Annotated in this window: 16 protein-coding genes; 7 read left to right on the plus strand and 9 right to left on the minus strand. The window is 46.1% G+C overall.

The features are described 5' to 3' along the window. Nucleotides 1-69: 69 nt before the first annotated feature. The 3 genes from AC5YB1_RS12570 to ppsA all read right to left on the minus strand — a co-directional run bounded on the left by AC5YB1_RS12570 (nt 70) and on the right by ppsA (nt 6,032). Entirely contained in the window at nt 70-519 is a 450-nt protein-coding gene (locus tag AC5YB1_RS12570; protein ID WP_494519464.1) for a DUF1285 domain-containing protein, read from the minus strand. Further along, nucleotides 512-3,556: a D-2-hydroxyglutarate dehydrogenase YdiJ gene (gene ydiJ, locus AC5YB1_RS12575; RefSeq protein WP_494519465.1), complete on the minus strand. Its 3,045-nt coding sequence runs from the start codon at nt 3,554-3,556 to the stop codon at nt 512-514. Before ydiJ ends, AC5YB1_RS12570 begins: the two co-directional genes overlap by 8 nt. Nucleotides 3,557-3,662: 106 nt before the next feature. Beyond that, complete coding sequence (gene ppsA / locus AC5YB1_RS12580; protein WP_494519466.1) at nt 3,663-6,032, minus strand: phosphoenolpyruvate synthase; 2,370 nt, start codon at nt 6,030-6,032, stop codon at nt 3,663-3,665. Nucleotides 6,033-6,158: 126 nt separating this feature from the next. Here ppsA and ppsR point away from each other — a divergent pair, with 126 nt between their 5' ends. The 4 genes from ppsR (at nt 6,159) to AC5YB1_RS12600 (ending at nt 9,685) form a co-directional block, all read left to right on the plus strand. Beyond that, on the plus strand, nt 6,159-6,971 hold the full coding sequence (gene ppsR / locus AC5YB1_RS12585; protein WP_494519467.1) for a posphoenolpyruvate synthetase regulatory kinase/phosphorylase PpsR: 813 nt from the start codon (nt 6,159-6,161) through the stop codon (nt 6,969-6,971). Between the two features lie 177 nt (nt 6,972-7,148). Then, nucleotides 7,149-8,216 carry a 3-deoxy-7-phosphoheptulonate synthase gene (locus AC5YB1_RS12590; protein WP_475516482.1) on the plus strand — a complete coding sequence of 356 codons (1,068 nt, stop codon included), beginning with the start codon at nt 7,149-7,151 and terminating at the stop codon, nt 8,214-8,216. Nucleotides 8,217-8,379: 163 nt separating this feature from the next. Next, nucleotides 8,380-8,808 (plus strand): acyl-CoA thioesterase, encoded by a 429-nt coding sequence (locus tag AC5YB1_RS12595; protein WP_494519468.1) that lies wholly within the window; start codon nt 8,380-8,382, stop codon nt 8,806-8,808. A 217-nt stretch (nt 8,809-9,025) separates the two neighbouring features. Further along, nucleotides 9,026-9,685 carry a response regulator transcription factor gene (locus AC5YB1_RS12600; protein ID WP_494519469.1) on the plus strand — a complete coding sequence of 220 codons (660 nt, stop codon included), beginning with the start codon at nt 9,026-9,028 and terminating at the stop codon, nt 9,683-9,685. 259 nt (nt 9,686-9,944) lie between these two features. Here AC5YB1_RS12600 and fghA read toward each other — a convergent pair whose 3' ends face one another. Both fghA and AC5YB1_RS12610 read right to left on the minus strand, forming a co-directional pair. Then, nucleotides 9,945-10,787 (minus strand): S-formylglutathione hydrolase, encoded by an 843-nt coding sequence (fghA, locus tag AC5YB1_RS12605; RefSeq protein WP_494521638.1) that lies wholly within the window; start codon nt 10,785-10,787, stop codon nt 9,945-9,947. A gap of 100 nt (nt 10,788-10,887) precedes the next feature. Then, nucleotides 10,888-12,018, minus strand: a complete 1,131-nt coding sequence (locus AC5YB1_RS12610) for an S-(hydroxymethyl)glutathione dehydrogenase/class III alcohol dehydrogenase (protein ID WP_494519470.1) — start codon at nt 12,016-12,018, stop codon at nt 10,888-10,890. 176 nt (nt 12,019-12,194) lie between these two features. On the opposite strand from AC5YB1_RS12610, the gene AC5YB1_RS12615 reads away from it, so the two are divergent. Then, nucleotides 12,195-13,064: a LysR family transcriptional regulator gene (locus tag AC5YB1_RS12615; RefSeq protein WP_494519471.1), complete on the plus strand. Its 870-nt coding sequence runs from the start codon at nt 12,195-12,197 to the stop codon at nt 13,062-13,064. Nucleotides 13,065-13,370: 306 nt separating this feature from the next. On the opposite strand, the gene AC5YB1_RS12620 is transcribed toward AC5YB1_RS12615, so the two are convergent. Then, nucleotides 13,371-13,904 carry a protein tyrosine phosphatase family protein gene (locus tag AC5YB1_RS12620; protein ID WP_494519472.1) on the minus strand — a complete coding sequence of 178 codons (534 nt, stop codon included), beginning with the start codon at nt 13,902-13,904 and terminating at the stop codon, nt 13,371-13,373. Between the two features lie 471 nt (nt 13,905-14,375). Here AC5YB1_RS12620 and AC5YB1_RS12625 point away from each other — a divergent pair, with 471 nt between their 5' ends. Next, complete coding sequence (locus AC5YB1_RS12625; RefSeq protein WP_494519473.1) at nt 14,376-16,421, plus strand: Ig-like domain-containing protein; 2,046 nt, start codon at nt 14,376-14,378, stop codon at nt 16,419-16,421. Nucleotides 16,422-16,660: 239 nt separating this feature from the next. Beyond that, the gene (locus AC5YB1_RS12630; protein WP_494519474.1) at nt 16,661-17,218 is read left to right on the plus strand and encodes an outer membrane beta-barrel protein; all 558 of its coding nucleotides are present in this window, start codon (nt 16,661-16,663) and stop codon (nt 17,216-17,218) included. Nucleotides 17,219-17,380: 162 nt separating this feature from the next. On the opposite strand, the gene AC5YB1_RS12635 is transcribed toward AC5YB1_RS12630, so the two are convergent. The 3 genes from AC5YB1_RS12635 to AC5YB1_RS12645 all read right to left on the minus strand — a co-directional run bounded on the left by AC5YB1_RS12635 (nt 17,381) and on the right by AC5YB1_RS12645 (nt 22,918). Beyond that, complete coding sequence (locus AC5YB1_RS12635; RefSeq protein ID WP_494519475.1) at nt 17,381-18,670, minus strand: NAD(P)/FAD-dependent oxidoreductase; 1,290 nt, start codon at nt 18,668-18,670, stop codon at nt 17,381-17,383. Nucleotides 18,671-18,859: 189 nt separating this feature from the next. Then, entirely contained in the window at nt 18,860-19,471 is a 612-nt protein-coding gene (locus AC5YB1_RS12640; protein ID WP_494519476.1) for a fumarylacetoacetate hydrolase family protein, read from the minus strand. Nucleotides 19,472-19,495: 24 nt separating this feature from the next. Next, nucleotides 19,496-22,918 carry a hybrid sensor histidine kinase/response regulator gene (locus AC5YB1_RS12645; protein WP_494519477.1) on the minus strand — a complete coding sequence of 1,141 codons (3,423 nt, stop codon included), beginning with the start codon at nt 22,916-22,918 and terminating at the stop codon, nt 19,496-19,498. Nucleotides 22,919-23,096: the final 178 nt, after the last annotated feature.

A 23,096-nucleotide genomic window follows, 5' to 3' on the forward strand; every position in this document is an offset into this window, starting at 1 on the left:
ACTAAATAAGTAAGTAAAACCATTCACGTTATCAAATAACCACTTAGCTAACTTAATAATGCCGTTCCATTAGTCTAGTTCGGTATCATCAAGTAAATACTGTTCAACAAAGCGGTAATAGCAAGCCCGTCCCAGTTTTGCCGATAGTCCTTTAGGGAGTAATACGAAGATATCTTGCTCTTGGATCTCAAAACAATGGCAACTGTCGAGCATAAACTGAGTATCTATAGAGGTGGTGATCTGCAGTTGACCCGCTTCAACCTCTTGATAATCAACAATCAGTAGTGGATAAGCCTCAACCTCGACACGCACTTTTTCCACTGGCGTTATTAAAAAGTAATCACCATCAAGCCGCTGCAAGATGCTGCTAAATAAACGGCTAAACTTATCTGGTAATAAGCCTTGTTGATAAAACCATTTACCTTGGGCATTGATAAAAAACAGCGGTTTGTCATCGCACAAGCTCACCCCCTGAGTCAGCTGGTGTAATTGGCTATCCGCTGCATTAATATCACTCATGACTAAGCAAGGTTAATAAAGCCTGCAGCGGATGTTTAGGTTTAAAGCCGCCAAATCGCTTCACTTGGCTGCGACACGAATAACCAGAGACCAGCACCTGCTCTGGCAGTAACTGTTTAATGGCGCCGTCCCAAGACATATCAAATAAGGCTTTAGAGCGTGAGTAATTCTCGCTTTCATGGCCATAAGTCCCTGCCATGCCACAACAGCCTAAATTAACGGTATTGAGTGTGGCGCCAAAGTGTTTAAAAATCGCCAGCCATTCATTGGCGGTATTGGGTTTAGCTGTCGATTCGGTGCAGTGACTAAACCAGATGAACACCTTGTCGGTGGGCTCCAACTGAGGAAGCGTCTGGACAATATCCAGTAACCACTCATTGACCAGTTGCACATTGAAATCGCCGCGATTATCACCGAGTACCTCTTTATATTCATCCCGATAACAGAGCACCATCGCCGGATCGACACCAATCATCGGCATCCCCAGTGCAAAAATGTCATTTAAGAAATCTGCACTCGATTGCGCCGTTTTAGCAAACTTATCCAAAAAGCCCTTAATATGGATTGGCTTACCATTAGGTTTAAAGGGTAATAATATCGGCTTAAATCCAAGCTTTTCGATAAGTTTCACTAAGTGATAAACGGTATCGGCTTCGTAAAAGCTGTTAAAAGGGTCTTGTACCACCAGCACATAGCGGTTGCGCTCATCTTGAGGGATCTGCTGTAGCGCCTCAAGATCGTAACCTCGGCAGCTGTGATTCTCTAATTTTTGCTTCAGAGTGGGGACCGATAACGCCGGCGCATCGACATAGCCAAGGGACTTTTTAATCACCCATTGGCTAACCGGGTTTTGTGATACGGCGTTGGTGACTCTTGGCATCATGGCCATTAGCGGCAGTGAGTCTTCTATCCCAGCGACTAAATAATCCTTAGCAGGGCGCAGGTAACGCTGATAATAGATATTGAAAAATTGTGCTCGAAACTTGGGCACATCGACTTTAACCGGGCACTGCGAGGAGCAGGCTTTACAGGCTAAACAGCCTTTTAATGACTCCATCACCTCATGAGAATAATCATATTCTCTATCTATCTTTATGGTGTTTTGGGTGCGCTGCAGCCACCCTAACGGCTTGGCCTTTGCTAAGGCTTCGACATCGACGCCCTCAACTTCTAACAAACGTAGCCACTCACGCATCAGCCCTGCGCGACCTTTAGGCGATTGTACGCGATCGCCAGTCACTTTAAACGAGGGGCACATAGGTGAATAGACACTGTAATTAAAGCACAAGCCATTACCGTTACAGTTCATTACATCGGGAAAAGCTTCCCGGGTAGTCACCGGAATTTGCCTGTCGAACGTGCCACGTTTGGTACTGTCGACATTGTATCGCAGCGGCCCACTGTTTTTAGGCGCCACCAGCTTACCGGGATTGAGCTTATTAAGTGGATCGAATAAGCCCTTCACCTCCTCTAACAGATCAAACAAGGTCTCGCCAAATACCGCTGGGCCATATTCACCGCGCACCCCTTTACCATGTTCGCCCCACATCAAGCCGCCATACTTAAGGGTAAGCGCGGCAACGTCATCAGACACGGTTTTCAGTAAACGCTCGTCATTGGGATCGCACATATCGAGCGCTGGACGCACATGCAGCACTCCAGCATCTACATGACCAAACATACCATATTGTAGTTGGTGGCTATCAAGTAGCGCCCTAAACTCCATAATGTAATCGGCGAGTTTTTCTGGTGGCACCGCAGTATCTTCGGCAAAGGCAATAGGCTTGCGACTGCCTTTGGTGGCCCCAAGCAAACCCACCGCTTTCTTGCGCATGGCATAAATGGTGTTGATGGACCCTTTGTCTGCCGTCACTTGATAACCTAGCAAGCCATCTTTTTGCTGAGCTATCTGAGTGTCAAGCATCTCACATAGCAAGTTCACTTTATGCTCGACCTCATCGGTTTCGCCAGCAAATTCCACCATATTTAAACCGTCGATAATCTTACCTGGAATATCGTCAATTAATGATGAGACCGAATGCCAGATAATGTCTTGCTTAGCTAAATTAAGTACTTTTGAGTCGACCGTTTCAACCACAGTGGCATTGGCTTTGACTAAGTCGGGAGCATGACGCAACGCCGATTGAAACGAATCATATTTAATATTGACCATCATGCGGGTAGTCGGTAGCGGCGTGATATCCAATTTAGCTTCGGTTACCACAGCCAGCGTCCCTTCTGAGCCGGTCAAGATGCGCGATAAGTTGAACTCATCTAGGGCGTCATTCCAGACATTTTTTAAATCATAACCGGTTAAAAAACGATTAAGCTTGGGAAAACGCGCCTCCACTTCAGCACGATGATCGCGGGTCATCTTAGCAATATCACGTTGCAGCACTTGGCCTAAATCAGGGGATCCCTCTTGCTCAAGTGCCTGCAGTTGAGCGTAAGTCAATGGGCCCGTGTCCAACACGCTACCATCATATAGCACGCTTGAAAGCGCCAATACATGATCAGAGGTTTTACCATAAACCAGCGAGCCAGCACCTGATGCATCGGTATTGATCATACCGCCCAAAGTAGCGCGATTTGAGGTTGAAAGATCGGGGCTGAAAAAATAACCATGGGGACGCAGCGCATCATTTAGCGCATCTTTTACCACACCCGCCTCAACTCTCACCCAGCCTTGCTCGGCATTCACTTCGAGCACTCGGTTCATATATCGCGATAAGTCTAGAATTAAACCATGGGTTAATGACTGTCCATTGGTACCTGTTCCGCCGCCACGGGCACTGAACACCACCTTGGTAAAAGTAGGCTTAGTGGCCAACTTTAATGCGATACGCACGTCGGTTTGATTGCGTGGATAGAGCACCGCTTGGGGCAAAAATTGGTAGACAGAGTTATCTGTAGCCTGAGCGAGTCGCGCGCTGTAACGCTTATCAATATCGCCAGTAAAACCGCTTTCGGCTAACGCATCGAGAAAATCGCAATATACGGGCTCTAGCGTTTGTTGATGAGATAACTTAGGTAGCATGCTGGTTTCTGCTTTGTCGTTATTAAAATAGTGCTGCCATTATAAACAAAAAAAAGCCGCTAAAAAGCGGCTTTTATCGAATTAGCTTATTCTATTTTAAGAATAATTAAGCGTGAGCTTCAGCTAGGTATAACCAAGTGTCTATAACGGTATCTGGGTTGAGTGATACGGTATCGATGCCCTGCTCAACTAACCATGCAGCAAAATCTGCGTGATCTGATGGTCCTTGACCACAAATCCCCACATAAGCGCCTTTGGCTTTAGCCGACTTAATTGCCATCGCCAGTAAGGCTTTCACCGCTGGATTACGCTCATCAAACAGATGGCTGATGATGCCTGAATCTCGGTCAAGACCTAGTGTTAGCTGAGTCAAATCGTTAGAGCCAATTGAGAAGCCATCGAAGTACTCAAGGAACTGATCGGCCAACAAGGCATTAGAAGGTAGTTCACACATCATAATGACACGTAGACCATCTTTACCGCGCTCAAGGCCCTGCTCTTTAAGTAGCTCAATCACTTGCGCCGCTTCTTCAAGGGTACGTACGAATGGGATCATGATCTCAACGTTAGTCAGACCCATCTCACCCCGCACACGCTTAATGGCTTCACACTCAAGGGCGAAACAATCACGGAACGACTCAGAGATATAACGGCTTGCACCGCGGAAGCCCAGCATTGGGTTCTCTTCTTCTGGCTCGTAACGTTCACCACCGACCAAGTTTGCGTACTCGTTAGACTTAAAGTCTGACATACGTACAATCACTTTCTTCGGATGGAAAGCCGATGCGATAGTCGCAATACCTTCAACCAGACGTGCCACATAATATTCAACAGGTGATTCATAACCTGCGATCATCTCGTGGATCTCTTGTTGCAGCTCAGCAGTTTGGTCATTGAACTCAAGCAAGGCTTTCGGGTGAATGCCGATCATACGGTTAATGATGAACTCTAGACGCGCAAGACCCACACCTTCGTTAGGCAGACGAGCAAAGTCGAACGCTCTATCAGGGTTACCCACGTTCATAGTGATCTTCATTGGCAGTTCAGGCATTGAATCGACGCGTGATGACATCACTTCGAAATCTTGAATACCTTGATAAATAAAGCCGGTATCGCCTTCGGCGCAAGATACAGTGACTTCTTGACCATGCTTAATCTTGTCAGTGATGTCGCCACAGCCCACTACCGCAGGAACACCAAGTTCACGTGCGATAATCGCCGCATGACACGTACGGCCGCCGCGGTTAGTCACGATAGCACTTGCGCGCTTCATGATAGGTTCCCAATCTGGGTCTGTCATGTCGGTAACCAGTACATCACCTTCTTGGATTTGGTCCATATCTTCGATAGAAGACAGTACCTTAGCAATACCATTACCAATCTTATGGCCAATGGCACGACCTTCACCAATCACATCACCATGGGTTTTAAGGTGGTAGCGCTCGATAAGCTGCACATCTTCACGTGAGCGTACAGTTTCAGGACGCGCCTGAACGATATAAAGCTTGCCATCATTGCCATCTTTTGCCCACTCAATGTCCATTGGACGACCGTAGTGCTGCTCGATAACCATGGCTTGTTTAGCCAGTTCCATCACTTCTTCGTCATTGATAGAGAATTGACGACGCTTGTCAGCGGCCACATCTTCAATCTTAACTTGCTTACCGTGATTTAAATCATCTGAGTAAACCATCTGGATAAGCTTGCTACCAATATTACGACGAACAACCGCTTTGTGACCGGCGGTTAAACTTGGCTTGTGTACATAAAACTCATCAGGGTTCACCGCACCTTGTACGACCATTTCACCAAGGCCAAATGATGAAGTGATAAATACCACGTCGTTGTTACCTGACTCAGTATCCATGGTGAACATCACACCTGATGCTGCAGTATCAGAGCGAACCATACGCTGTACACCGGCAGAAAGTGCTACGCCTTTATGATCGTAACCTTGGTGCACACGGTATGAGATAGCTCGGTCGTTAAACAGTGAAGCAAAAACGTGCTTAATCGCTACCAATACTGATTCATATCCCTTAACGTTAAGGAACGTTTCTTGTTGGCCGGCAAATGAAGCATCTGGCATATCTTCGGCTGTCGCAGAAGAGCGAACGGCAAAAGATGCGTCTTGGGTTTCTGAGGAAAGCTTGTCGTACGATTCACGTACAACCTGCTCAAATTCGCTATGGAATGGGGTGTCGATAACCCACTGTCTGATCTGTGCACCGGCTGTAGCGAGTGCATTCACGTCATCTACATCTAGAGAATCTAGAGTGTCGTATATCTTCTGGTTAAGTCCGCTTTGTTCAAGAAATTCATTGAACGCAAAAGAGGTGGTCGCAAAGCCACCAGGCACTTGAACACCTGCATTTGCTAGATTGCTGATCATCTCTCCAAGTGAGGCGTTTTTACCGCCAACCTTGTTGACATCACCCATGCCTAATTCTTGATACCAGAGTACATATTGCTGCACAGTTCTATCTCCGCAAGTTTATTTCAGTGTGGCCCTTTCACACGAGGGCAGCGGCAGTTTACACTCCACAGCAAGCATCGTAAATCTATAATTTTATTTGTAATTTTATTACTACAAGAGGTCGAAATGTCACGTAAAGTCTTTTATATCTCAGATGGGACGGCGATCACAGCCGAAGTGTTTGGCCATGCGGTCCTCTCGCAATTTCCAGTGTCTTTTGAAGCGCTTACCATTCCATTTGTGGAGACAACCAAAAAAGCTCAGGCGGTTAAGAAGCAAATAAATGATTGTTTTATTACAACAGGTGAACGACCATTAGTTTTCCATTCTATCGTCAAGCCAGAAATTCGTGACATCATCTACAGCAGTGAATGCATCGATTATGACTTTTTGAATACCTTCGTCGCCCCGTTAGAAGAACAGCTAGGCATCAAGGCAAGCCCTGTGCTGCATCGCACTCACGGTAAAGCCAACCACAGTTATGAAGCGCGCATCGACGCCATTAATTTCGCTATGGAGAACGATGACGGTCAAACCCTGAAACATATCGACAAAGCCGACATTGTCTTGCTGGGCGTATCACGCTGCGGCAAGACACCCAGTAGCCTCTATTTATCGATGCAGTTTGGTATTAAAGCCGCTAACTATCCTTTTATCGAAGATGATATGGATAACCTCAAGCTGCCAGAGACCCTCAAAAAGAATAAGCACAAACTATTTGGTCTAACCATAGATCCTGTGCGTTTACATGAGATCCGCCAAAGCCGTATGGAAAATAGTCGTTACTCCTCGTTAAGGCAGTGCCGTATCGAAGTTAAAGAGGTAGAGATGATGTACAAACGCGAGCGCATCCCCTTTGTTAACACCACAAATCATTCGGTCGAAGAGATCGCCACCAAGATTTTAGAACTCACCGGACTGGAGCGTCATATGTTTTAAATAAGGGCTATCAGGCAAGATATGACCCAGTAAAAAGGGCAAATTTTGTCAATTGCACTGCACACTTGCCGACAATTAGCGAATATTTTCATGATTTAGGCACTGTGCAGCCTGCAACTATTAGTTATAATCCGAGACAATACGGCGAAATGCCAAGACAAACGCTCGGTATATTGAATGACCACTAAAACAGACGAACTACGCACCACATTATTATGTAAAGCCATTTCACCTGCTAAACTCGCATCTGAATATCCGCTGACTCAAGACGCTGCCGACTACCTTGTACAACAACGACGTGAAGTCGAAGCGATCCTCACCGGTGAAGATCAACGACTGCTGGTGATCATCGGTCCTTGCTCTATTCACGATACTGATGCCGCGATCGACTACGCTAAACGTCTCGCCGTGATGCATCAAGAGTTAAAAGATGATCTGTGCATCCTTATGCGCGTTTATTTTGAAAAACCGCGCACCACAGTCGGTTGGAAAGGGTTAATTTCAGACCCCGATCTCGACGGTAGCTTTAATGCCAATAAAGGGCTTCGCTTAGCACGACATCTATTACAACAGATAACGGAACTCAAGTTACCTATTGCGACCGAATTCCTTGATATGGTTAACGGCCAATACATAGCCGACCTTATCACTTGGGGCGCTGTGGGGGCTCGCACCACCGAAAGCCAAATCCATCGCGAAATGGCCTCGGCACTCTCTTGCCCTGTCGGCTTTAAAAACGGTACTGACGGTAACATCAATATCGCAATCGACGCGGTGCGAGCCGCAAAAGAGCCACATATCTTCTATTCACCTGATAAAGATGGCGCCATGGCGGTATACCGTACTAGTGGTAACCCATTTGGACACATCATTTTACGCGGTGGTAAGCAGCCAAACTACCATGCCGAAGACGTTAATGCCGCAGCTAAGCAGCTGGCGAGCGTTGGGTTATCGCACCGTATGGTTATTGACTTCAGCCACGGCAACAGTCAAAAGCAACATTTACAACAATTAGTTGTTGCCAAAGACATTATCGCGCAACTGGAGCAAGGCTCTACCGCCATTGCCGGCATTATGGCTGAAAGCTTTATTGAGGAAGGCAGCCAAAAAGTGATCCCAGGCCAGCCGCTGAGTTACGGCAAAAGCATCACAGATGCGTGCCTTAACTGGCAAGACTCCGAGCAGTTGCTACGCGACCTAGCAAAAGCGGCCCGTGCACGGATGAACAAATTAGCGGGTGCCTAATCACCCTACTTCTTAACAAGAATGCCCCAGTTTTACCCCGATAAAGGCTTCAAGCATGAAGCCTTTTTATCTTCATTGGATGAACTTAAACACCAACAACCACTCGCCACGTAACTCGATTACGTGTTGGTGGATTTTTTCTGCATAACCTCAAGGTTGCCTTATGCCCCTAACTCACACTCAATCGCCTTATTCTGAGGCGATGTTATCCCGGATTGAACAATCTGAAGCCCGCGTTATTAAAGCGATTTTCCCGTCAATTACCAACCATCACAACACTCTGTTTGGTGGTGAAGCCTTAGCGTGGATGGATGAAACTGCATTTATCGCGGCGACACGTTTTTGCCGCAAACCTCTGGTCACGGTCAGCTCTGACAGAATCGACTTTAATAAAGCGATCCCCGCTGGCACCTTAGCCGAGATCATTGCCAAGGTGATCCATGTGGGTAACACCTCATTAAAGGTGGAGGTGAATATTTTTGTCGAAGATATGTATCAAGATCTGCGTGAGCACGCGATCCGTGGCGTATTTACGTTCGTCGCGGTCGATGATGACAGAAAACCCACCCAAGTTTGGCCACTACACACTTAAACTATTGCAGCTTGTAGAGGTGTAAATAAGTAGCACCTCTATCATATATTGCCTCTATTCTGGCATTAATACAGCCACATCATACTAGACAAAAGTCTTGCAAATAGAACAATTAAACAAAAAATCAACATTATCGGCATAAAATCCATAGAATAATACGCAGGTTATCTGTTACATTGAATCCACCTTCAAATGCAACAAAGATAACCAAAAAGCAATGAAGCTAGAAAATTTGAATATTATCATCGCCGATGATCACCCCTTATTTCGTAATGCCTTGCGACAAGCATTGAGTGGCGCCTTTGCGCAAACCAATTGGTTTGAAGCCGACAGCGCTGACGCCTTACAAAAGCTATTAGAAAACAGTACTAGAGACTACGACATTGTACTGCTGGACCTACAAATGCCAGGCTCCCATGGTTACTCGACCCTTATCCACCTGCGCACTCACTTCCCAGAGCTGCCCGTGGTAGTGATTTCAGCCCATGAAGATGCCATGACGATTAGCCGCGCAGTGCATTACGGTAGCGCGGGATTTATCCCTAAATCAGCCTCGATGGAAACCCTAGCCGAGGCCCTCACTACAGTGTTGTATGGTGATATATGGCTGCCCGATAATATTGAACTGCAACAAATTAATGAAGATGCGACCGATCAAATGGCTGCCAAATTGGCTGACTTAACACCGCAGCAATATAAGGTATTGCAGATGTTTGCCGAAGGGCTGTTAAATAAGCAAATTGCCTATGATTTAGGGGTATCAGAAGCGACCATTAAAGCGCATGCCACCGCCATTTTCAGAAAACTCGGTGTCAGAAATCGCACCCAAGCGGTAATTTCGTTGCAACAGCTAGAGATGGACCGAGTCGAGATTTAGTGTAACAAAGCAGCGGTGAAACGAGCGCTAATGCTGACTCTTGGTTTACGCAGCACTGGCCTCAAATCGACTGTTCTCACTCTCTGCCTGAGCTTAATAGCCACCCTGTGAAGTAGTGGCGATTCATAGCTTTTGGCTAATAACACTATGCCAATTCAACAAATAAGCCGAACTGATGTTCGGCTTATTTGTTGAACGACTACTCACGCTTTAACACTATAAGCTTATACGGTAGTGCTAGAGTTAAAATGTAAACAGCTTAAGCCGTTAAGTGTTCAAAATGAAACTTCAAATGCGCTTCAATAAAGCTGGCAATAAAGTAATAGCTATGATCATAACCAGCTTGCATACGCAAGGTTAACGGATATTGCTTGGTGCTGGCCACATCGATGAGCGCCTGAGGCTTTAATTGCTCATCAAGGAAACTGTCACACGTCCCCTGCTCAACCAGAATCGGTAACCTTGCCGTAGCATTTTTTAGCAGTTCACACGCATCATATTGCAACCACTCATCGCGATTTTTACCCAAATAGTGCTCAAAAGCTTTTTGTCCCCACGGACAATTCATTGGATTGACTATCGGACTAAATGCCGAAATCGACTGATAACGCTGCGGATTACGCAATCCTATAGTCAAGGCGCCATGTCCGCCCATCGAGTGACCCGCAATTGCGCGTTTGTCATTAACCGGGAAATGCTGCTCGATTAACTCAGGTAACTCATTCACCACATAATCATACATCTGATAATGCGACTTCCACGGCGCCTGTGTAGCATTAAGGTAAAAACCTGCCCCTAGACCTAAGTCATAACTGCCATCCGGAGCATCGGCAACCCCTTCACCCCGAGGGCTGGTATCTGGCGCGACAATCGCCACCCCAAGCTCTGCAGCCATGCGCATTGCACCAGCCTTTTGCATGAAGTTTTCATCAGTGCAGGTCAAGCCTGATAGCCAATAAAGTACTGGCACTTTTTGTTCACTGGCCTGAGGCGGCAAGTAAATCGCAAAACGCATCGTGCAATTAAGGCTAGAGGATTGATGTTTATACTGTTTATGCCAACCCTCAAAACTCTTATTACTGCTGATATTTTCTATGGTCATCATTTATCCTCACCCTGTGTGGCGCAGGCAACAGCGCTCACCTGCGCCACACAGTAGATTGATGCTAATTGGTTTTTGCTAATCCGTTTATGCTTTGCCACTATTTATCGAAGTGCACCACAGAGCGGATGCTCTTACCTTCATGCATCAAATCAAAGGCATTGTTAATCTCTTCAAGTGGCATAGTGTGAGTAATAAAATCGCTTAACTTGAACTCTCCACGTAGGTATTTTTCAACGATTTCTGGTAATTCAGAGCGTCCTTTAACACCGCCAAACGCGCTGCCACGCCATACTCGGCCGGTCACTAATTGGAACGGACGAGTCGAGATCTCTTGCCCTGCACCAGCAACGCCAATAATGACAGATTCGCCCCACCCCTTATGGCAACACTCTAACGCTGAGCGCATCACATCGACATTACCGATACACTCAAAAGAGTAGTCGACGCCGCCATCGGTTAGCTCAACAATCACCTCTTGGATAGGCTTGCCATATTCCTTAGGATTAATGCAATCTGTCGCGCCAAGTTGACGCGCCAACTCAAACTTACTGTCATTAATATCGATAGCGATAATACGTGAAGCGCCAGCCATGGTTGCGCCGATAATCGCCGACAGACCAATGCCACCAATGCCAAATATCGCCACGCTCGCACCCGGCTCTACTTTGGCAGTGTTAAGTACTGCACCCATACCGGTTGTCACACCACAGCCCAGTAAACACACCTCTTCAAGCGGCGCTTCAGGGTTCACTTTAGCCAATGAGATCTCTGGCAATACGGTATATTCAGAGAAAGTAGAACAACCCATATAATGGAAAATAGGCTCGCCATCTTTATAAAAACGCGTGGTGCCATCTGGCATTAAGCCTTTACCTTGGGTTTCACGGATTTTTTGACACAGGTTAGTTTTGCCCGACTTACAGAACTTACATTCACCACACTCTGGGGTATAAAGCGGAATAACATGGTCGCCTACTTTAACGCTGGTGACACCTTCGCCAACCATCTCAACGATGCCGCCACCTTCATGGCCTAAAATCGCCGGAAATACCCCTTCAGGATCATCCCCCGATAGCGTAAATGCATCGGTATGACACACGCCAGTCGCCACAATCTTAACTAATACTTCGCCCGCCTTAGGTAACATTACATCCACTTCTTCAACCGACAAAGGTTGACCCGGTCCCCAAGCAATGGCCGCTTTCGACTTAATAAACTTATCTGACATAGTAATAACTCCCTTGGATGATGTGGATGCGCCACATACAATTTAGTCGCTTTCTTCGCAACAGGTATGACAATCGAACCAGTTTATTACTGGCCTCCTCATGGCAGCCATTGTATTTGTTTCTTGAGGAATGATAATCTAGCAAATCAGCAAATGATTTTTACGAGATAGTAATAATGCAACCTTGGGAAGGGGTCAGCGAATTTGTCGCCGTGGCCGAAACGGAAAGCTTTACCGCCGCAGCCAAACGGCTGGGGATCTCTACCGCCCAAGTCAGCAGGCAGATCAGCGCCATCGAGCACAGACTCGACACCAAATTGCTGTACCGCACCACCCGTAAAGTGTCTCTGACCGAAGAAGGGATGCTCTACTATCAACATTGCCGTCAAGTACTCGACGGATTAGATGAAGCCGAACGCGCACTAAGCAGCTTAAAAGGCACGCCCCAAGGTTGCCTTAAACTGACCGCTCCAGTCGCTTATGGAGAGAAATATATTCTGCCTATTGTTAATGACTTTATGCTCAACTATCCCAGTGTCGAGATGGATGTTGAGCTGACCAATCGCCAGGTTAACTTAATCGATGCCGGTATCGATTTAGCCATTCGTATCGGCAAGTTGGCCGACTCAAGTTTAATGGCCAAACGTATCAGTCAGCGAAAAAACTTTGTTTGCGCTTCTCCAGCTTACTTAAAACGCTATGGCGAACCCCATACACTTTCTGAGCTGAGTCAGCATAACTGTTTAATCGGCAACTATGATTACTGGCGCTTTATCGACCAAGGCCGGGAGAGACAGATAAAGATTAATGGCCGGTTGCGATGCAATACAGGTCACGGCCTGCGTGATGCCGCACTTAAGGGAATAGGCATAGCGCAACTCCCCAACTATTACATCAGCCAAGATCTCGAAGCTGGCACCCTAATACCCCTGTTAACCGCCTATCAAGAGCCCAACGAAGGTGTGTGGGCGCTCTACCCGCAAAACCGCCACCTTTCGCCTAAAGTGCGGTTAATGGTAGATTTTTTGGCAGAGCAACTCCCCTGACAGAGTGCCTTTTTAAACATTTTGGGGTGGTTTTTTTTCACAGCCCTATGAATAGCTCATGCGCTCAAAGCGAAGCAGATTATGTGGTATATCTTGGTTTATGCGTTGTCTACATTAACCCATAAGTCGCATGTTTGAGCTTAGTATGAATGTCTTGATTGTCACACGGATTAAAGATGACACATCACTGATACAAGTATGCCCAATAACCTGAGTGATTGGGCATAGGTATTTCTAGTTAAACTGAGAACAGACAATTGGTCCTTAGTCACTGCACTTAGGATAAGTACATAGAAGAAGTAAGAGTTAGAGATTGTACTTAGCTTTAACCTGTTCGATTAGCTCAGCCCATTGAGAATACTTTTGCAAACTTTGCTGCAGATCGCCCCATTCCACCATAGTGTCCTCCATAGATACCTTATTACCAATACGTAACTGATCCAGATAGGCAAAAGCTGAGGCACGATAATTAGCCATACAGTGGATAATGATCTCTTTATCACGGTGCTTATCCATCACCTCGAAGAAAGCTTCTACCGCCTCAACCTTGGGGTTCATCCAATCGACGGGAATGTAGACATATTCCATACCAGCATCGGTGACCAGTTTGGCTTCATTCGCGTGAGCATCCTTTTGTCCATCAGGCATCAAGTTAATCACCAACTGGACACCGGCTTTACTCAGAGTATTAAATTGTGATTCTGTCGGTAAACCCGCGGTTAAGATCTTAGAGTTGAGCTGCTGATAATCTTTGATCTCATTTAACTCGGGTAGCGGGGTAATGTCAGCATGGGTAAAGCCCGTAAACAATAATAGAGAGAGTAACGCTAATTTTTTCATTTTTTATTCCTGGATTTAATTTGCTAAATAAGGCATTCAATCAAGGGAATTAGTTCACTAAGGTTTTGAAATAGTTGAGCTAACCCCCAATAAAAAGGATATTTGCATTCAAGATCACCATTAAATCCTTACCGTTAAACTTTTATTACAACTCGCTCGCTAAAAAATATTCCTCCATCATGCGCTAATAAAACATACCACTGACCACTAGGGGGATTGATCGCATCCAAGCCAGTAACTGAAAGCCAGCTATAAGTTTGGGTTATTCACCTTTTAGCAAAATTAGTATAGCCACGTTATTGCATAAAATGACCTATCGTCACCTATCAAGCAAAAATCTAATTAATGAAACACGTTAGTAATCCCTGATATAAAAGATATATTTCCCCACTCTCCATGGAAAATTGCTGAGTATCACCTATACATAATAGTGGCTCACTTGGATGTACTTACCTTGATATGGAGATTAATATGCTCACACTACACAAAATACTCATTGCACTGGTATGCGTCATGCTGATCAGCGCCTGTGGAGACGGTGAAGATAACGCTGAACCAGTTTGCCCCAACAATGTACCGTGTGATTTGCTCGAGGGTAACAATGACAGCATAACGAATCCTCAGGCGACATATGAAGTATCCTTGACAATAGTCGATGGCGCCGGCAATCCACTTTCATCGATCACCTCAGTCTCTTCAGCAAAATTAATCGCAACAATAACTGGCAACACCGAACCTATTATCGTGTCATTTAACAGCACTATAGGCGAGCTCCCCATTAAAACAGCGGTGACCAATGATATCCATCAGGCCAGCGTTGACATATTTGCAGGTACAGATCTTGGAGCGGGTACAGTTACCGCATCGCTTGTCACTGGCGAAGAAGATACGGCAATTATCGTTATCGGCGCCACCAACCTCACCATGGGCAGCGGCGACCCACTACAAGCTGGAATTGCAGCATTAGGCACTAATACCCTTTCTGCTGGCGGGACAACCAATGTCTCAGTCATGGTGCTCAATGAAGATGGACAACTTTTTAACGAACCCGCTGAAGTATTATTCACATCAAATTGTAGCAACGCATCGACGCCATTAGCACAATTAGACTCCCCAGTGACACTGGTTAATGGACAGGCTAATAGTACCTACACTGCAGACGGCTGCTCAGGCCAAGATCAAATCAATGTGTCAGTCAATGTAGGTAGTCAGATCCTCACTGCTTCAGCAACTCTTACCATTCAACCTGCCGCAGCAGGCAGTATCCGCTTTATTGATGCGCAACCCGAGTTAATCGCAATCAAGACCACTGGTGGGCAGGAAGCCTCAATAGTGACCTTTCAGGTATTCGATATAACAGGTAAACCTGTCGCTAATAAGCTAGTGCGTTTTAGGTTAAATACTGAAATGGGTAATACTTTTTTAAGTGATAATGAGGCCCTTAGTGATGCAAACGGTTTCGTCAAAACCGTTGTTAACGCAGGCACTGTAGCTACATCGGTGAGGGTGTTTGCACAGGCCGACAGTGAAATCGATAATAGTGAACTTATCACACAATCTAGCAAGCTGGTGATTTCTACCGGGATACCGGATCAAGATAGTTTTACCCTACTCCCTGATATTTTTAACCCCGGCAGCTGTCAGAATGTCCAAATCACTGCAGCACTGGCCGATGCCTTTAATAATTTCCCCGCCGATGGTACGGCGGTAATGTTTACCACGGAAGGAGGTGCTATCGATGGAACTTGCTTTACAGTTGATGGACGCTGTAGCGTCGAGTGGCGCAACCAAAACCCTATCCCAAGCGAAGGACGCTCAACCATTACCGCCACAGCCATAGGTGAAGAGTCCTTTACCGATACCAATGGTAATGGCCGCTTTGATCTTGCTGAATTTAATGCCTATTGGACAACCGGCATCGATAATCGCATCTTCGACATGGATGAGGCTTTCACCGACTATAACGAAAATGGCAAATATGATCCCGATGCGTCAGAGAAGTTATTTGACTTTAACAATGATGGCGAACATACCAAACGTGATGGCGTTTATAACGGGGTATTATGCTCGCTGCCACCCCATATAGGCTGCGCAGATGGCGTGAATGCATCAAAGTCTATCAACATCAGAGATGAAGTCGTCATCGTAATACCGACCGATGAAGCACAATATAATAGCCTTACCATCACCGACAGCGATGGAATTGATGATGACAATCAAATATTGGATATAGTCGATGATGGTTCTGGACAAATCACAGTACACATTACAGACAGTTTAGGTAATCAAATGCCTGCAGGCACTATCGTTAAGTTTACTAGCACCATAGGAAAATTCGTTAGCCAAAATAGTTTTATTTGGCCTAATACATCTGATTTAGGCGGTCAAACCTATGGGATCATCATACAGGGCGAGAAAACGGAGGCTACAGGTTACATAACTGTGACGTTATCCAACGCTTGTGGTTTCGATGCAACATTACTCAATATCCCAGTCGTTACTACTATCAGCAACTGATGATAAAAACGAATCAAGCCATCGATTTAAAGATGGCTTGATGTCATCGCTACAACTTAATTGGTATCTATTTATTCATGACAGAGCAACGCCATTAACTAATATAAATTGAGTATAGGAATCGAATTCGCCACATCAAGTACGTGACATAGTTCACATTAAACGAACTTCAAATGGAACTTCATCATAATTGAACAAAGCTAGTATTTGAGTTTAAACATTTTCTAGGATGATAAAAAATGAATATACATAATGGATATAAAACACTGCTGCTTTCTCTCGCCTGCTTAACAGCCCAGTTAGCCCATGCTAACGACGATTACATTCAACGTGGCTATATTGGTTTAGGGTATGCCTATGTCGATACCAATGTTGATGTAGTCGGTGTCGGTTCAGACTCGTTCGACAATGGATTACTAGGCGGGATCGTGGGCTATCAATTTCATCGCAATTTTGGCGTTGAATTTAGAGGCTACGCCAATATTGATGACTATGAATTTATGGGAGTTAGCGTTGAAGTCGAAAACAGTTTAAGCCTATTAGCAAAAGGAACGTTACCGGTACATGAGCACTTTAATATATATGGACTCGTGGGCTATGGCAGTGTCAAAGGCGCTATTGCTGATGCCTCACAAACAGAAAGTGTCTTACAGTTTGGTGTAGGTATGGGCATTAATAATGGCTCGCCATTAGAACTGCAAATTGAGTGGTTAAGATTATTCGATGACAGTTTTACTTTTGACGGTGTTAATTTTGAAGGTGATAGTATTAATATTAATCTTATTTATCACATGTAATGGTTTTTAACACGACACCTTATGCAAGAAGCTTTACAAGAGTCATGGTGTATTAATGATAAAGCATGTTATGACCTATTAGGTTAATGTACACCTAAACCATAACATGCTTTAGCCACAGGACGATAAACCAACATTCTAAGGAGTGAAATTCGCACTGAGTTAGCGGAAATTCTCCATCATGCGATAGTAAAGCATACCAATTGCCATGCCTTGATTTCCCAACCATTCGCCGACGGGCAAACGGATCTGTTTCATGTTGGCAAATAGATCAAACTCTTTGTGTTGACCAATCACAGCAGCGGCCATGATCTCACCCATGATGTGCGAGGTCGCCACGCCGTGACCAGAATAACCTTGGCAGTAAAATACATTGTTAGATACTTTACCTAGCTGGGGAATACGGTTGACCACAATACCCGCCATACCGGTCCAATCAAACTCGATTTCAATCCCCTTAAGCTGCGGGAAGGTGCGCTCAAGCGCCGGACGAAGTTCTGCCGCGACATCTTTTGAATCGCGGCCAGAATAATTGGTACCACCACCAAACATTAAGCGATTATCGGCGGTCATGCGGTAATAGTCGAGTACAAAACGGCTGTCATACACGGCGACATCATGAGGATTGAGCTGCTTAGCAAGTGCGGGATCAAGCTTAATCGTGGCGCAGTTACCTAGGGAGGCAGGAAACAACAAGCCACTTAATTTTTTACGCGCCAATTTATGGTAAGCATTACCCGCCAAGACCACGCTATTGGCTGTAATTTGCCCTTGTGCGGTTTTCACCACGGGCCGATCGCCGTCAATAATATCCAGCACAGCTGAGTGCTCAAAGATCAGCGCGCCATTGGCCTCGGCCGCCCTCGCCTCACCAATACACAAATTAACTGAGTGCAGATGCATATTGCGCTTATTAAGTAAGCCCCCATGATACAGCGGCGTATCGAGGTACTCGGGAATATCGTCTTTTGATAACAGTTTAAGCTCATCCCCCATGCCCCGGCGCACACCTTCATCAAAGGTCGCCTGCATCTCGCTCATATGAGCAGGTTTATAGGCGGTATGCAGATGACCCAGTTTTAGATCGCAATGGATATTGTATTTTGCCACCCGTTTTTTGATGATCTCATGACCGCGCCAGCGCAGATTCCACACGAAATCCTCTGCTTCACTGCCGATTTGATTACGCAGTTGCTTCGTCATCGCCGCGTCGCCAGATAGACTGCCAGTGACCTGGCCGCCATTACGTCCAGTTGCGCCCCAACCGATTTTATTTGCCTCAACAATGGCGACTTTGTAGCCTTGCTCCGACAACTCAACGGCAGTGGCAACGCCAGTAAAACCGCCACCAATAATGACGACATCAACATCAAGCTCGCCTTGTAAAGGTTGATAGTCGGTTTCTTGGTTTATGGTGGCGTTATAATAGGAATTGCAGCGCGGTAATGACATGAAGGCTCCCTAAGTTGCTCGGCTAAAGCTTTGTTTTATATTTTTTACAAAGGTGTGTGTTATTTGAGTATATAGAAGTTCAAACGCGGGTCAACAACAAAGCCATGGTTAGAACGCATCGTCAAAATGAGATGCGTTATCTAAGATAAGAGTTAGAAAATCATCTAGCTAAGGCTGAAACTAAAAAGGCTATTGAGCCTGCCAACGACACTCAATACTGGTACAGCCTTCGTATTGCAGCTGTAGCGTGAACACCTCTTCAGCGTTAATCACCCCAACCCCTTTAGGCGTACCTGTCATCACAATATCGCCATCATTGAGGGTCATAAACTCGCTGATTTCTCGATAGATAATATCGGGTTTATGGATCATCAAACCAATATCACCTTGTTGACGCAGAGTCCCATCCACATGCAGGGTAAAGGCTAGTTGCTGGCTATCTTGGGCAATACTCACGAACTCGCTAAATAGCGCCGAGCCATCGAATCCCTTAGCACGCTCCCAAGGTAAGCCTTTTGCTTTTAACTCACTTTGCAATTGCCTTTTAGTGAGATCAAGCCCCAGCCCCACGGCGGAAAAACGGCCAGCTGCCACCATAAAACAGAGTTCGGCTTCATAGTGCAGCGGTTCTTGGTGATAACTCTTCAGCACTGAGGATATAGCCGAATTGGGTTTAACAAATAACACCATCTGCTCGGGAACCTCATTATTAAGTTCGGCGATATGCTCGGCATAATTACGACCCACACAAACAATCTTACTAGGGATGATGGACTTGCCATCACATATTACGTGATTCAAACGAGGCTCCTAAATATGAACTATTTATTTGACTAAACTCGAGATCAGCGCACGCAGCGCTGCGGGTTTTATCATCTTCGCCATGTAGTGATAGCCACGCAGACGCACGTCGTCAACGATCTCTTTGCGAGTATTGGCGGTGATCAAAATCCCCGGCAAGTGCTCACCATACAAGGCGCGGATCCCATCCATGGCATCGACCCCATTTTGGTCGTTATCTAGATGATAATCCGCTAAGACGATATCCGGGGCGACCCCCTTGAGACCCAGCTTAATCCGGGCATCAGCCAGATCGCTGGCGCAAATGACTTCACATTGCCAACGACTCAGTAAACTTTCTAGCCCAGCTAAAATCGCCTCTTCGTTATCGATACACAGCACTTTGACCCCAGCTAATGGCTGCATGATTAAATTAGAACGTTTAGGGGCGGCCACATGGCTCGCATCACCTAACGGCACGGTTATCGAAAACATTGAGCCTTGGCCCAAAGTCGATACTACCTTGATATCATGTTCGAGCACTCGCGCAATTCTATCGGCAATCGCAAGGCCTAAACCTAAGCCACTGACGCTGTTACTCTGTGGATTATCGAGTCGTTTAAATTCCTGAAAAATTTCGCTCAGCTCATTGTCGTCAATACCGCAGCCAGTATCGATCACTTGGATCTCGAGTCCGCCGGGTCGATGACGACAACCGAACAACACTCGATTCCCCTTGGCGTAACGGTAAGCATTGGTTAAAAAGTTTTGTAACACACGACGTAATAGGCTTAAATCTGAATGAATGATGACGCTACTGGGCACCATGGCAAACTGTATCGAATAATCTTTGGCCATGGCGTCAAACTCCACCGCCAAGCCTTCGAGTAATTCAGCCACCGAAAAGTCGCGTAACTTGACATCAACCGTGCCCGAATCCAACTTGGAGATATCCAGTAGATCGGTAAGCAACTCACCCGCAATTTTAAGCGAGCTATTCACATGTGACAGTGTGGTGCGCCCCTCATGATCTAAATTAGGATACTGAGCCAGCGAAGCGGTAAACAAGCGCGCCGCATTTAATGGCTGCATGAGATCATGACCCACCGCCGCTAAAAAGCGGCTTTTCGATGCATTGGCGTTTTCCTCTTGCGCCTTAGCCTCGAGCAACTGGCTATTCAGCAGCGCCAGTTCGTAAGTGCGCTCGTTGACCCGGGCTTCGAGCGTTTCGTTCACCTCTTGCAGCGCCTTGGCCTGCGCTCGGTATTGGGTAATATCGGTAAAGGTCATGACAAAGCCGCCGCTGGGCATAGGGTTGCCCTGAATTTTAATGACTTTGCCATCTTTGCGCTCGCGCTCAGACACATGCGCTGTCCCATTGCGCATATGTTGTACCCGTTTTGCCACTTGCGACTCAATATCGCCCTCGCCGCAAAAACCTCGCTCGGCATTAAAGCGCACCACATCGGCTATTGGCATACCTTGCTGTAAAAAGTCTTCGGGGTAGTCATACAACTCGGCATATTTGTAGTTCCATGCCACTAAATTAAGCTCTTTATCAACCACACTCATCCCTTCATAGGCATGTTCGATGGCGCCGCGTAACATATCTTGGCTTAAGATAATTTTTGACGAAGCTTCATCGACAAGATTAAACACCTCATCAAGGGCCAAGTCACGCCCTTGCAGCACCGAATCCATCACCAATGAAGCACTCGAGCCGCCCAAGACGCCCGCTAACATATGCTCGGTATGGGCAATTAACTCCGGAGAGGCGACCTTATGCCAACTGTCGCTGCGCACCGCCGTTTCAGAAAAGCGCGAAAAACTCTCATACGCACGAGTGGGACTGACAAAACGACTGGCCAAAATCAGTAAGTCTTGCTGTGAGATAGGAGACGCTTTGCGCCCCGTACTATTTTTAAGTTGACCGGGAGTCACAAATGCACTGGCCTGAATACGCTCAGCGACGCCGGCCCTAAACCAGATAGAGCCAAGCACATAACAAGCTAAGTTGGCCAGTAAGGCGGTCAGAACATCGCGGACATTAGGATTAATCGATTCGAGTAGGGTAAAGTCGCCACTAAAGACCCCATCAACCCCGCCCATACCTTGCAGCAAAATATAGCACCACAGGCCAAAGCCGACGATTAAGCCTAAGTAAACCCCGCTGCGATTACCGTGCTTCCAATACATCCCCCCAATCAGCGCAGGGCCGAGCTGAGCAAAGGCGCCAAAGGACAACATGCCAAGCGCCGATAATGAGTCACTGTCCATTAAGGCTAAAAAACTAAAATAGCCGAGCAATAAGATAAAGATGATGGCGATACGCCGTGCATTGAGTAAAAACTGGGAAAATTGACTGAAGTTTTTTTGTCGAATTTTACCCGAACGTAATAATAGCGGTACGAGCCATTCGTTACTGACCATTACGCTGATGGTCACCACTGCCACAATTAGCATGCCAGTGGCTGCCGATAAAGTGCCTAGTAGCGCAATGACTGCGACAACGGGTTGATCGAGCACCAGTGGTAAATTAATCACATAAGTGTCGGCAGAGACACTGTCGCCCAACACTAACTTTCCAGCCAACGCCAGCGGGGCTACAAACAGGCCAAATAACACTAAATATAATGGAAACAACCAACGCGCTTTGAGCAAGGTTTTTTCATCGGCGCACTCGACCATCATCACGTGAAATTGGCGCGGCATACATAAAAATGCCGCCATCCCAACCAAGAGCTGCGGCATCACCTGCTCGATACGCAGGTTGGGATGATTGATCAACTCGGCTGTTTTAGCTTGTTGCCAAATATCGGTAAAGCCATCAAAAAAACCAAAGCTAATCACAGCTCCCACTAACAAAAAGGCACCAAGTTTTACCAGCGATTCAAAGGCAATGGCCACCATGAGCCCAGGGTTATGTTCGGTAGCGTCCAGCTTACGTGTACCAAATAAAATGGCAAAGATAGCCAACAGCGCGGTGACAATTAACGACACCCCGGCGCCATCGTATGGAGCATCTTCTGGTTGAAACAGGTTTAAGCTAAACACCATTGCTTTTAACTGTAGCGCGATATAGGGCATGATACCGAACAAGGCGATCAGGGTAACGATAGCGGCAATGGTTTGCGACTTGCCATACCGGGCAGCAATAAAATCGGCCACTGAGGTAATATTTTGTGCCTTGGAGACAATCACCATCTTACGCAGTAGGCCAAAGCCTAAGGTAAACACCAAAATCGGCCCTAAAAAAATAGGCAAGAAAGACCACATATCTTGCGCTGCCTGCCCAACAGTGCCCAAAAAACTCCATGAGGAACAATAGACCCCTAGGCTGAGGCCGTAAATCCAGTTCTGCATTTTTTTGGTGATACGACCAAACCACCGCTCTGCCGCCCAAGCCAATAAAAACAGCAATGACACGTATAAAATGGCGATAACACCGACAATTAGGGTCAGATTCATCGATTTTCCAGTTCTTTTAATTATTCTGCAGCAAATACTAGCGTAAATATGGCGAGAATATAATCACAACAGATTAAAATTAAAGGATATTTTTTTACTAGACCAAGGTCTAATGGAGTGAAAGTGCCGAAGCAATCCATACTTTGCCCACGCACAATAAGATACTAAAGGAAGTCAG

The organism is Shewanella sp. 433 (assembly GCF_059338565.1).

Excerpts from the sequence above, each read along its gene's own strand:
- AC5YB1_RS12625 (WP_494519473.1), top strand. The coding sequence starts at position 14,376 with ATGCTCACACTACACAAAATACTCATTGCACTGGTATGCGTCATGCTG.
- AC5YB1_RS12595 (WP_494519468.1), top strand. The coding sequence starts at position 8,380 with ATGCCCCTAACTCACACTCAATCGCCTTATTCTGAGGCGATGTTATCC.
- AC5YB1_RS12630 (WP_494519474.1), top strand. The coding sequence starts at position 16,661 with ATGAATATACATAATGGATATAAAACACTGCTGCTTTCTCTCGCCTGC.
- ydiJ (WP_494519465.1), bottom strand. The coding sequence starts at position 3,556 with ATGCTACCTAAGTTATCTCATCAACAAACGCTAGAGCCCGTATATTGC.
- AC5YB1_RS12610 (WP_494519470.1), bottom strand. The coding sequence starts at position 12,018 with ATGTCAGATAAGTTTATTAAGTCGAAAGCGGCCATTGCTTGGGGACCG.
- AC5YB1_RS12615 (WP_494519471.1), top strand. The coding sequence starts at position 12,195 with ATGCAACCTTGGGAAGGGGTCAGCGAATTTGTCGCCGTGGCCGAAACG.
- AC5YB1_RS12635 (WP_494519475.1), bottom strand. The coding sequence starts at position 18,670 with ATGTCATTACCGCGCTGCAATTCCTATTATAACGCCACCATAAACCAA.
- AC5YB1_RS12570 (WP_494519464.1), bottom strand. The coding sequence starts at position 519 with ATGAGTGATATTAATGCAGCGGATAGCCAATTACACCAGCTGACTCAG.
- AC5YB1_RS12620 (WP_494519472.1), bottom strand. The coding sequence starts at position 13,904 with ATGAAAAAATTAGCGTTACTCTCTCTATTATTGTTTACGGGCTTTACC.
- ppsR (WP_494519467.1), top strand. The coding sequence starts at position 6,159 with ATGTCACGTAAAGTCTTTTATATCTCAGATGGGACGGCGATCACAGCC.
- AC5YB1_RS12590 (WP_475516482.1), top strand. The coding sequence starts at position 7,149 with ATGACCACTAAAACAGACGAACTACGCACCACATTATTATGTAAAGCC.
- fghA (WP_494521638.1), bottom strand. The coding sequence starts at position 10,787 with ATGACCATAGAAAATATCAGCAGTAATAAGAGTTTTGAGGGTTGGCAT.
- AC5YB1_RS12645 (WP_494519477.1), bottom strand. The coding sequence starts at position 22,918 with ATGAATCTGACCCTAATTGTCGGTGTTATCGCCATTTTATACGTGTCA.
- AC5YB1_RS12600 (WP_494519469.1), top strand. The coding sequence starts at position 9,026 with ATGAAGCTAGAAAATTTGAATATTATCATCGCCGATGATCACCCCTTA.